8 protein-coding genes are annotated in these 11,673 nt (G+C 70.4%); 2 read left to right on the top strand and 6 right to left on the bottom strand.

Features of this window, described 5'->3' with window-relative positions:
• Window positions 1-200: 200 nt before the first annotated feature.
• From ACIOD1_RS22665 to ACIOD1_RS22645, 5 genes are all read right to left on the bottom strand, one after another.
• The gene (locus ACIOD1_RS22665; RefSeq protein WP_365614958.1) at window positions 201-1,160 is read right to left on the bottom strand and encodes a zinc metalloprotease; all 960 of its coding nucleotides are present in this window, start codon (window positions 1,158-1,160) and stop codon (window positions 201-203) included.
• 232 nt (window positions 1,161-1,392) lie between these two features.
• Window positions 1,393-3,072, bottom strand: coding sequence for an alkaline phosphatase D family protein (locus ACIOD1_RS22660; protein ID WP_401904207.1), 1,680 nt, complete (start codon window positions 3,070-3,072; stop codon window positions 1,393-1,395).
• 157 nt (window positions 3,073-3,229) lie between these two features.
• A complete protein-coding gene (locus ACIOD1_RS22655) occupies window positions 3,230-4,024 on the bottom strand; it encodes a DsbA family protein (protein WP_365613460.1) in 795 nt (264 codons plus the stop codon).
• Between the two features lie 49 nt (window positions 4,025-4,073).
• Window positions 4,074-4,763, bottom strand: a complete 690-nt coding sequence (locus ACIOD1_RS22650; protein WP_365613457.1) for a hypothetical protein — start codon at window positions 4,761-4,763, stop codon at window positions 4,074-4,076.
• A gap of 61 nt (window positions 4,764-4,824) precedes the next feature.
• Entirely contained in the window at window positions 4,825-6,150 is a 1,326-nt protein-coding gene (locus ACIOD1_RS22645; RefSeq protein WP_365613454.1) for a DUF2252 domain-containing protein, read from the bottom strand.
• 168 nt (window positions 6,151-6,318) lie between these two features.
• On the opposite strand from ACIOD1_RS22645, the gene dnaE reads away from it, so the two are divergent.
• On the top strand, window positions 6,319-9,861 hold the full coding sequence (gene dnaE / locus ACIOD1_RS22640; protein ID WP_365613451.1) for a DNA polymerase III subunit alpha: 3,543 nt from the start codon (window positions 6,319-6,321) through the stop codon (window positions 9,859-9,861).
• Between the two features lie 92 nt (window positions 9,862-9,953).
• Here the strand turns inward: dnaE and ACIOD1_RS22635 are convergent, their stop codons facing one another.
• Window positions 9,954-10,118, bottom strand: coding sequence for a hypothetical protein (locus tag ACIOD1_RS22635; protein ID WP_365624809.1), 165 nt, complete (start codon window positions 10,116-10,118; stop codon window positions 9,954-9,956).
• 223 nt (window positions 10,119-10,341) lie between these two features.
• Here ACIOD1_RS22635 and ACIOD1_RS22630 point away from each other — a divergent pair, with 223 nt between their 5' ends.
• Window positions 10,342-11,658, top strand: a complete 1,317-nt coding sequence (locus tag ACIOD1_RS22630) for an NYN domain-containing protein (protein ID WP_365624806.1) — start codon at window positions 10,342-10,344, stop codon at window positions 11,656-11,658.
• Window positions 11,659-11,673: the final 15 nt, after the last annotated feature.

The raw sequence follows: 11,673 nt of genomic DNA, 5'->3' as shown, positions 1-11,673 counted from the left end.
CGGTGGCGGGGCCGGTGGTCGCGCGGGGCTTGGGGGCGGGGTTCGGGGGCGGGGCGTGGGCCGGCCGCCGCGGCGGGGGGCGGGGGGGGGCGGGGGCCGGGCCCCCCCCCCCCCCGCCCGGCCCCGCGGCCCCCTTCCGTGCCGTTCCCGTCGTACCCGTGCGCGGGGAGGCGCGGGGGTGGTTCGGGAGCCGGGACGGATCAGGCGCGGTAGGCGCTCCACATGCTCTTCATGCGGGTCACCTGGCCCCCGGTGAACTGGTACATGCAGGAGTCGTACGTGTAGTCCATGAAGTTGTGGATCGGGTCGGCGCCGGCGGCGGTGCAGGTGTCACGGCCGGTCGGGCACTCGAAGGCGGCGCTGGACTCGGCGGGGGTGTCGGAGACGGAGTCCCCGCTGCCCGAGCAGCCGCCCTGGAAGGTGTGGTAGAGCCCGAGCCAGTGGCCGACCTCGTGGGTGGCGGTGTCGCCCTGGTTGTAGTTGGTGGCGGAGCCGCCGGGGATCGAGGAGTTGAGGATGACCACGCCGTCCATCGTGGGCTGGGAGGCGTAGGAGCTGGGGAAGGTGGCCCAGCCGAGGAGGCCGCCGCCGAGGTTGGCGGTGTAGAGGTTCAGCGCGTTCTTGCCGCCCTTGCGCAGGGCGGTCTTCATGTCCTTCTCGGCCTTGGTGCCGTCGGAGACGGTGTACCAGGTCGAGTTGTTCGTGTAGTCGGTCCCGGCCAGCGAGAACTGGAAGCCGGAGTTGACGTTGCCGGTGCCCTGGCCCGCGTAGGCGGCGTTGAGGACCGAGATCTGGCTGTTGATCTGGGCGGCCGTCAGCTTGCCGGTGGTGGTGCCGGAGGTGATGACGTGCACGTACACCGGGATGGTGGTGACGGCGACGGCGGAGGTGGCGCCCGAGCCGTAGACCTGCTGCGGGGACAGCTGCATCTGGCCGAGCTTCTTCTTCAGGTCGGCGTCCATGGCCTTGACCTGGGCGTCGCTGACCTCGTTCGGGTCGGCCGCGTGCTGGTCCGCGGGGCGCGCCACCCGGGCGTTGGCGGCGCCGGACGCGCCGTCGGCACAGACCTCGGCGGGGGTCTTGGCGGCGACGGCGGCACCGGCGGCGGGGGCGGACAGCGGGGCGAACGCCAGGGTCGAGGCCAAGACGGCCGTGCCCATGAGGCGGCGGCGGAGCAGGGGGGATATGCGGGCGAGAGCGCGCACGTGTGACTCCTCGCGAAGCGTGGTGGGGGGTGAGGACGTTCCTCACGCTGGCGAAAATCTTACGTGTGCATGTCATTGATCTGACAAGTACTCGGAGGTTAAAGATTTGTTGCCAGAGATGCGGAAGGGGCCTCCGAAATGCGTCGAGAGGCCCCTTCAACAGGATATTTGACAGTCGATCAGTAACTCACCTGACGGGCTGGTAGACCCGCTCCACCTTCTGCGAGCCGTTCGGCGTGCGGTACGAGCGCGCCCAGGCGGAGGTCGCGTCGGAGCGCCGCTTGTCCGAAACCACGTAGTAGTCCATCTGCGCGCGCTCCGCCGTCACGTCCAGGACCCCGTAGCCGTGGGAGTCCATGTCCAGCCACTTGACATGCCAGTTGGCGGCCTTGATCGCCGCCTCGGCGACCAGCGAGACGGTGTGCGGGGCCACGTGCAGGATGTCGTCGATGTTGTCGGAGGTCACCGAGGTGACGACGAACTCGGTGGCCGCCGTGCCCGAACCGGGGTACGTGGCCATGTTCACCGGGACCTCGTTCGCCCACGCCATGTGGATGTCGCCCGTCAGGAACACGGTGTTCTTGACACCCCGGTCCTTCAGGTGGCCCAGGAGTTCCTTGCGGTCGTCGGTGTAGCCGTCCCACTGGTCCACGTTCACCGCGAGACCGCCCTCGGGCAGGCCGAGGAGCTTGCCCAGGGGCCCCAACAGGTGCGCGGGCAGGGAGGCGAAGGCGACCGGGGAGATCATCACCGAGGTGCCGACCAGCTTCCAGGTGGCGTCGGAGCCCGCCAGCCCGGCCTTGATCCAGTCCAGCTGCGCCCGCCCGGTGATGGTGCGCTCCGGGTCGTCCACCGCCCCGCTGCCCACCTTGACCTGCTGGGAGCGGAAGCTGCGCAGGTCCAGGAGGTGCAGGTCGGCGAGGTTGCCGAAGCGAAGCCGCCGGTAGACGGTGCCGGCGGTGGACGTGCGTACGGGCATCCACTCGAAGTACGCCTGCTTGGCGGCCGTCGCGCGGGCGGCCCACTCGCCCTCGGCGCCGGGGGTGTGGTTCTCGGCGCCGCCCGACCAGGCGTCGTTGGCGAACTCGTGGTCGTCCCAGATCGCGATGACCGGGTGGGCCGCGTGCAGGGCCTGGAGGTCGGTGTCCGTCTTGTACCTGCCGTGCCGGGTGCGGTAGTCGGCCAGGCTGAGGATCTCGTGCTTCGGCTCGTGCGCGCGGACGGTGTACTTGGCCTCGGGGTAGGCCCCGTTCGCGTACTCGTATATGTAGTCGCCCAGGTGCAGGACCGCCTGGAGGTCGGCCCGAGCGGCGAGGTGGCGGTACGCCGAGAAGTAGCCGGACTCCCAGTTGGCGCAGGACACCACCCCGAAGCGCAGCCCCGGGGTGGTGGCTTCGGCGGCCGGCGCGGTCAGGGTGCGCCCGATCGGGGAGACGGTCGCCCCGGCGGTGAAGCGGTACCAGTACGGGGTCTGCGGGCGCAGACCGCGCACATCCACCTTGACGGTGTGGTCGTCGGCGGCGCTCGTGGTGACGGAACCGCTCGCGACGGGGCGGGAGAAGGCCTTGTCCTCGGCCACCTCCCAGCCCACGGCGGTGACGGGCCCGAGGCCCGAGCCGGGTACGGCCTCGGCGGTCGGGGTGACGCGGGTCCACAACAGGACCCCTTCGGGCAGCGGGTCGCCCGAGGCGACTCCGTGGAGGAAGGCGGGCGCGGCCGTGGCGGCCTGGGCGGACGGGGCGCCCAGGGCGGCGAGGGGCGCGAGCGCGGCGGCGCCCGCGGCGGCGAGCACGACCGTGCGGCGGCGGGGCCGCGCGGGGCCGGCGCCGTCGGCGGGGTCGGCCGGAGAGGTGGGATGACTGGTCACGGACGATCACATTACTGATCGGTACATGCCGAGGGACAGCCCTGGGGAGGCAACGGGCGGACGAACTCCAGGAGTTCGTCCGCCCGGTGGCGACGAGGATCGCCGGTGGCGACGCGGGTCGCGCGTCGGCCGTAGGCCGGTGGGCCGGTTCGGTCGGTCAGCCCGCGATGGCCTTGTCGATCGCCGCCGTGAAGGCCTCCGGCGTCGCCGGGGTCTCGATCTTCTTGCCGTCCATCTTGAGGGTCGGCGTGCCCTTCACGTCGGACTTGTCGAACGCCTTGGACATCTCCATCGCCCACCGGTCGTACGTACCGTCCTCGACGGCCTTCTTGAACTCGGCGTTGCCCTTGAGCGCCGGCACCGTGTCCGCGACCTTCAGGAGGTAGTCGTCCTTGGCGAAGCTGTCGACGGTCTCCTCCGGGTGGAGGTCCTTGGAGTAGAGCGCCGCCTTGTAGTCGAGGAACGCCTCGGGGCTGACGTTCAGCGCCGCGCCCAGCGCGCTCAGCGCGTTCTTCGAGCCCTCGCCCCGGGACGCGTTGTCGATGAAGGTCGCGCCGAAGTACCGGAGCTTGAACTTGCCGGCGTCCACGTCCTTCTTGACCTGCTCGCCGGTCGACTGCTCGAAGGCTGCGCAGGCGGGGCAGCGGGAGTCCTCGTACAGCTCCAGGGTCTTCTTCGCCTCGGACTTGCCGATGACGACCGTGGTGCCGTTGTCGCCGGTGGTGTTCTTCGGCTTGACCAGGGTGGCCTCGGCGGCCTTCTCCCAGTATCCGGGCTGGTTCGACTGGACGACGGCGTAGCCGACGCCGCCGGCCAAGGCCAGGACGCCGACGACCGCGCCGGCCACGATCAGCTGCCGACGGGTCCGGTCCTTCTTGGCCTGCTTCTCGCGCTCGGCGCGCAGCTTCTCGCGGGCCGCTGCCTTGTTCTGCTGGTTGTTGCGTGCGCTCATGACGAACTCCGTGGGAAAGGGAGGGAGGGGGGGGACTGCCGTACGCGGTTCAGGCGCTCGCGAGCGCCCCGCGCACGGGAGGTCCCCGTCGTCCCACGGAGTGCGCCGGGAAGCGCGTACGGGCCCCCGCGCCCGGGGCCCGGGGGCTCGGCACCCGCCCGGCCCGGCGGACGGCCGGCGCCACCGGGGCCACCGCCGGCAGCAGCGGCCGGAACGCGAAGGCGGCCACCGCCCGCAGCAGCCGGGCCAGCGCCCGCTCGCCGTGCCGCAGCCAGGCGGCGGCCAGCAGGCCGACGGTGACGTGCCCACCCAGCAGCAGCCAGGGCGTCCACGGGCCCGGGGAGGCCAGCAGCGCGGCCGGATCCCCGGTGGGCCCGGCGACCCCGGTCAGCGGACCGCCGACCGGGCGCCCGCCGCACAGTTCCTCCAGGCCCAGCGCGCGCAGCGGCCCGGACACCGGACCGCCCGCGGGGCCGTAGCAGAGGTGCTGCCCGGCGGTGAACACCGTGTCGGTGGCCAGTTCCAGCGGCACCAGGAGTGCGGCGATCGGCCCGAAGCCCCGCTCCCGGCCGGCCAGGGCGAAGGCCGGGGCGAACACCCCGGCGAAGGCCCCGGCGACCAGCGCGGGCGGCAGCGGCACCCGGGACATGAGCACGTGGGAGCCCGCCGAGAGCAGCACGACGAGCGCGCTGAACAGCGCGGCTCGCAGTGCCCTCGGCCCCGGCCCTGATATGTCCATCGTCGCGAGTGTGCCACGGGTCCCTGTGGATCCGGGCCGGCAGGCCCGGACCGGTGGGGACCTACGGCATGATCCGGCCGTTGCGGAAGAGGTCGACGAAGATCTGGTGGTCCGCGCGCGCCCGGCTGCCGTAGGCGTGGGCGAAGTCCACGAGCAGCTCCGCGAAGCCCTCCTCGTCGGCGGCGATGGCCGCGTCGATGGCCCGCTCGGTGGAGAAGGGCACCAGGGACTGGCCGCTCTCCGCCTCGTCGGCCGACGCGTGCATGGTGGCGGTGGCCCGGCCGAGGTCGGCGACGACGGCCGCGATCTCCTCCGGGTCGTCGAGGTCGGACCAGTCCAGGTCCACCGCGTACGGGGAGACCTCCGCGACCAGCTGCCCGGACCCGTCCAGCTCCGTCCAGCCCAGCCACGGGTCGGCGTGCGCCTGGAGCGCCCGCTGGGATATCACCGTGCGGTGCCCCTCGTGGTCGAAGTACTCGCGCACCGCCCGGTCGGTGATGTGCCGGGACACGGCCGGGGTCTGCGCCTGCTTGAGGTAGATCACGACGTCGTTCTCCAGGGCGTCGCTGTGCCCCTCCAGCAGGATGTTGTACGAGGGCAGCCCCGCCGAGCCGATGCCGACGCCCCGGCGGCCCACCACGTCCTTGACCCGGTAGGAGTCCGGGCGCACCAGCGACTCCTCGGGCAGGGTCTCCAAGTAGCCGTCGAAGGCCGCGAGGACCTTGTAGCGGGTCGCCGCGTCCAGCTCGATCGCCCCGCCGTCCGGGGTGAAGCGGCGCTCGTGGTCGCGGATCTCCGTCATCGAGTCCAGCAGCGAGAAGCGGGTGCGGGCGCGGGCGACGCGCAGGGCCCCCAGCAGCGGGCCGTCGGCGGTGTCCAGGGTGAAGGAGGGGACCTCCTCGTTCTTGGCGCCGGCCGCCAGGCGGTGGATCCGCTCGCGGTAGGCCCGCGCGTAGATCCGTACGAGCTCGCCGATCTGCTCGTCGCCGATGGCCTTGGTGTAGCCGATCAGGGCGACGGAGGCGGCGAAGCGCTTGAGGTCCCAGGTGAAGGGGCCCACGTACGCCTCGTCGAAGTCGTTCACGTTGAAGATCAGGCGACCGTTGGAGTTCATGTAGGTGCCGAAGTTCTCGGCGTGCAGGTCTCCGTGGATCCACACCCGACCGGTGCGCTCGTCCAGGTAGGGACCGCCGTGCCGGTCGTGCTCCAGGTCCGCGTAGAAGAGGCAGGCCGTGCCCCGGTAGAACGCGAAGGCCGACGCCGCCATCTTGCGGAACTTGACCTGGAAGGCGGCGGGGTCTGCGGCGAGCAGCTCACCGAACGCGGTGTCGAACACGTCGAGTATCTGCTCGGCGCGCTGCTCGTCGGTGGTCTCGGGTACCGCCATGGCGGATGCCTCCTGGTGGCGCGGGTGTATCGGCGCTGTCGATCGGTTTTCGGACAGTGTGCTCGGCTCTGCAACGGATGACCGTACCCGTCGGTGCCCGTGATCTGTCATCCGGCCGACGTAGACTTCGAGGCTGCCCCCCTCTCCCCCCGCCGGAGGTCTGCCGTCGTGACCAAGACGCCGTTCACGCACCTGCACGTCCACACCCAGTACTCGCTGCTGGACGGTGCCGCGCGGCTGAAGGACATGTTCAACGCGTGCAACGAGATGGGCATGTCCCACATCGCGATGTCCGACCACGGCAACCTGCACGGGGCGTACGACTTCTTCCACACCGCCCAGAAGGCCGGAGTCACCCCGATCATCGGGATCGAGGCATATGTCGCACCCGAGTCCCGGCGCAACAAGCGACGCATCCAGTGGGGCCAGCCCCACCAGAAGCGCGACGACGTGTCCGGTTCCGGTGGCTACACGCACAAGACGATCTGGGCGGCGAACGCCACCGGCCTGAACAACCTCTTCCGGCTGTCCTCCGACGCGTACGCCGAGGGCTGGCTCACCAAGTGGCCGCGCATGGACAAGGAGACCATCTCCAAGTGGTCCGAGGGCCTCATCGCCTCCACCGGCTGCCCCTCCGGAGAGCTCCAGACCCGACTGCGCCTCGGCCAGTTCGACGAGGCCCTGAAGGCCGCCTCCGAGTACCAGGACATCTTCGGCAAGGAGCGCTACTTCCTGGAGCTGATGGACCACGGCATCGAGATCGAGCGCCGGGTCCGCGACGGCCTGCTGGAGATCGGCAAGAAGCTCGACATCCCGCCGCTGGTGACGAACGACTCCCACTACACCTACGCCAGCGAGTCCGTCGCCCACGACGCCCTGCTCTGCATCCAGACCGGCAAGAACCTCTCGGACCCGGACCGCTTCCGCTTCGACGGCACCGGCTACTACCTGAAGTCCACGGAGGAGATGTACGCCATCGACTCCTCGGACGCCTGGCAGCAGGGCTGCGCCAACACCCGGCTGGTCGCGGAGCAGGTCGAGACCGAGGGCATGTTCCAGTTCCGGAACCTGATGCCGAAGTTCGACATCCCGGACGGCTACACCGAGGTCACCTGGTTCCGCGCGGAGACCATGCGCGGCATGGACCGCCGCTACCCGGGGGGCATCCCCGAGGACCGGATGAAGCAGGCCGAGTACGAGATGGACACGATCATCTCGATGGGCTTCCCCGGCTACTTCCTCGTGGTCGCCGACTTCATCATGTGGGCCAAGAACCAGGGCATCGCGGTCGGCCCCGGCCGAGGATCCGCGGCCGGCTCGATCGTCGCGTACGCCATGGGCATCACCGACCTCGACCCGATCACCCACGGCCTGATCTTCGAGCGGTTCCTGAACCCCGAGCGCGTCTCCATGCCCGATGTCGACATCGACTTCGACGAGCGCAGGCGCGTCGAGGTGATCAGGTACGTGACCGAGAAGTACGGCGCCGACAAGGTCGCCATGATCGGCACCTACGGCACGATCAAGGCCAAGAACGCGATCAAGGACTCCGCGCGCGTCCTGGGCTACCCCTACGCCATGGGCGACCGCCTGACCAAGGCCATGCCCGCCGACGTCCTCGGCAAGGGCATCCCGCTCTCCGGCATCCTCGACCCCAAACACCCCCGCTACAGCGAGGCGGGCGAGATCCGGGGGATGTACGAGAACGAGCCGGACGTCAAGAAGGTCATCGACACCGCCATGGGCGTGGAGGGCCTGGTCCGCCAGATGGGCGTGCACGCGGCCGGCGTGATCATGTCCAGCGAGACCATCACCGACCACGTACCGGTCTGGGTCCGCCACTCCGACGGCGTCACCATCACCCAGTGGGACTACCCGAGCTGTGAGTCGCTCGGCCTGCTGAAGATGGACTTCCTCGGCCTGCGCAACCTGACGATCATGGACGACGCCGTCAAGATGGTGAAGGCCAACAAGGGGATCGACATCGATCTCCTGGGCCTCCCGCTCGACGACCCCAAGACCTTCGAACTGCTCGGCCGGGGCGACACCCTCGGCGTCTTCCAGTTCGACGGCGGCCCCATGCGCTCCCTGCTGCGCCTGATGAAGCCCGACAACTTCGAGGACATCTCCGCCGTCTCGGCCCTGTACCGGCCGGGCCCGATGGGCATGAACTCGCACACGAACTACGCCCTGCGAAAGAACCTCCAGCAGGAGATCACCCCGATCCACCCGGACCTGGAGAAGCCCCTCGAAGAGGTGCTCGCGGTCACCTACGGCCTGATCGTCTACCAGGAGCAGGTCCAGAAGGCCGCCCAGATCATCGCCGGGTACTCGCTGGGCGAGGCCGACATCCTGCGCCGCGTGATGGGCAAGAAGAAGCCCGAGGAGCTGGCGAAGAACTTCACCATCTTCCAGGAGGGCGCCCGGAAGAACGGCTACAACGACAAGGCCATCCAGGCCCTGTGGGACGTCCTGGTCCCCTTCGCCGGCTACGCCTTCAACAAGGCCCACTCGGCCGCGTACGGCCTCGTCTCCTACTGGACCGCCTACCTCAAGGCCAATTTCCCGGCCGAGTACATGGCGGGCCTGCTCACCTCGGTCAAGGACGACAAGGACAAGTCCGCGATCTACCTGAACGAGTGCCGCCGCATGGGCATCAAGGTGCTCCCGCCGAACGTGAACGAGTCCGAGCCGAACTTCGCCGCCCAGGGCGACGACGTGATCCTCTTCGGCCTCACCGCCGTGCGCAACGTCGGCAACAACGTCGTGGACTCGATCATCAAGACCAGGAAGGGCAAGGGGAAGTACTCCTCCTTCCCCGACTTCCTGGACAAGGTCGAGGCCGTTGTCTGCAACAAGCGCACCGTCGAGTCCCTGATCAAGGCCGGCGCCTTCGACGAGATGGGCCACACCCGCAAGGGGCTCGTCGCCCACCACGAGCCGATGATCGACAACGTGGTCGCGGTCAAGCGCAAGGAGGCCGAGGGACAGTTCGACCTCTTCGGCGCGATGGGCGACGAGAGCGCGAGCGACGAGCCCGGCTTCGGGCTCGACGTGGTGTTCTCCGACGTCGAGTGGGAGAAGTCCTACCTGCTCGCCCAGGAGCGCGAGATGCTCGGCCTGTACGTCTCCGACCACCCGCTCTTCGGCCTCGAACACGTGCTGTCCGACAAGACCGACGCGGGGATCTCCCAGCTCACCGGCGGTGAGCACTCCGACGGCGCCGTCGTCACCATCGGCGGCATCATCTCCGGCCTCCAGCGCAAGATGACCAAGCAGGGCAACGCCTGGGCCATCGCCACCGTGGAGGACCTCGCCGGTTCCATCGAATGCATGTTCTTCCCCGCGACCTACCAGCTCGTCTCCACCCAGCTGGTCGAGGACACCGTCGTCTTCGTCAAGGGCCGCCTGGACAAGCGCGAGGACATCCCCCGGCTCGTCGCCATGGAGATGATGGTCCCCGACCTGACCTCCGCCGGGACCAACGCCCCCGTCGTGCTCACCATCCCCACGGTCAAGGTCACCCCGCCGATGATCACCCGCCTCGGCGAGATCCTGCGCCACCACCGGGGCAACACCGAGGTCCGGATCAAGCTCCAGGGGCCGCGCACCACCACCGTGCTGCGCCTCGACAAGCACCGCGTCCAGCCCGACCCGGCGCTCTTCGGCGACCTGAAGGTGCTGCTCGGCCCGTCCTGCCTGGCCGGCTAGGGGCGTCCGCCCCGCACGTATCCCGCCCATCCCGCACGTGCGCGAGGGCTCGCCCGGAACTGCCGGGCGAGCCCTCGCGCACGTGCGGGACGTCAGTTGTGGCCGAAGCGCTTCTGCTTGCTCTTGTGGGCCATGTCCAGCGGGCTCGGAGTCGAGGAGGAGGTGTCCGGCGAGCTCTCCATCGAGCCCTTGGACGGATCCTGCCCGGACCGCTCCTGCTGCTTGGCCGGCTGCTTCTGGTTCTTGTTCTTGGCCATGGGATGCCTCCGTGGGGGGTGTAGGGGCCAGGGCCGCCTTCACACTCACACACCACCATAAACCTCGCATTTTGGATCATTACTGCGTGTAGTGGGAACCCCCGTGCGGGGCCCCCGTCAGATCCGCCACGCCGATGATCGAGTTCCGGCCGTCAACACCCTTGCGGTCGGGCAGACTCGGGGAAAACTTGTCGAGGACCCCCAGAAAACCCCAGGGAAGAGGGTGGTACGCGTGGACCGCTGCGTCGTCCTGGTGGACGCCGGATACCTGCTGGGCGCCGCCGCGAGCCTCCTCGCGGGAGAACCTTCCCGCTCCCGCATCACCGTCGACCACGCCGCCCTGATCCACGGGCTGCGCGAGCGCGCCGAGGCCGACACCGAGCAACCCCTCCTGCGGATCTACTGGTTCGACGGAGCCCCCGACCGGGTGCCCCAACCCGAACACCGCCGACTGCGCGTCATGCCCCGCGTCACCGTCCGGCTCGGGGCCCTGACCCGCAGCGACGGCCGCTGGGCCCAGAAGGGCGTCGACGCGGCCATGCACGCCGAGCTCACCGAACTCGCCCGCAACCGCGCCTGCTCCGACGTCGTCCTCGTCACCGGCGACGGCGACCTCCTCCCCGGGCTGATGTCCGCCAAGGAACACGGGGTCGCCGTCCACCTCTGGGCCGTCCAGGCCGCCGACGGGGACTACAACCAGTCCGAGGACCTCGTCGCCGAGGCCGACGAGCGTCGCGTCCTGGACCGGACCTGGATCACCCGGGCCGTGCGCGCCCGCGACCTCACCGGACTCTGCGCCCCCGCCCCCGCGCCGCGCCCCGAGATCGCCGCGATCCTCTCCGCCCCGCTGCCCGAGGCCGCCCTCGCCGAGGCCGCCCGCAACGGAACCCCCGCCCCCGCCGGGAACCCCCCGAGCGGCGCACCCGTACCGGCCCCCGCCGGAGAGGGCGCCAAGACCGTACCCACCCCGAAGGACCTGGCCTCGCTGCGCGCGCCCGGACCGGCCGGCCCCGCGGCCAACGGCCACGGCGCGCCCGGAGCCCCGGCCCCGGCCCCCGGCAGCGCCCTGCGGTGGTCCTCCGACAAGGGCTGGATCGACCGCGCCGGCCCGCTCGGCGAGCCCGCCGAGACCGCCTCGCTGCCCACCCTCGCCCAGCTCACCAGCGCCGAACAGCGCTGGGCGGACCGCGAGGAGGACATCACCACCGTCGGTGGAGACCCCTTCGAGGTCGGCCAGGTCTTCGCCCGCCGCTGGATGGAACGCCTCCCCGAGACCGTCCACCTGCAAAAACTCGCCACGATGTACCCGCGCGTCCCCCACCGCATCGACGGGGAACTGCTCCGCTACGCCGCCCGCTTCGGTCTCCTCGCGCACAAGGACGACCAGATCGACGAGCACGACCGCTACGCCATCCGGGCCGGCTTCTGGCGGGAGATCGACGTCCGCGCCGCCGCCGAACACCTGCCCGGAGCCCCCGCCGCCCCCGGTGCGCCGGGCGCCGCCGTACCCGCCGGCCCGGCGACCCCGACGGCCGAGTAGGGCCGGGAGCCGCGT

Origin of the sequence: Streptomyces sp. NPDC088097 (assembly GCF_044741845.1) — a bacterium.
In the GTDB taxonomy this organism is placed as follows: Bacteria; Actinomycetota; Actinomycetes; order Streptomycetales; family Streptomycetaceae; genus Streptomyces.
This window is presented reverse-complemented; position numbering and strand designations above follow the sequence as displayed.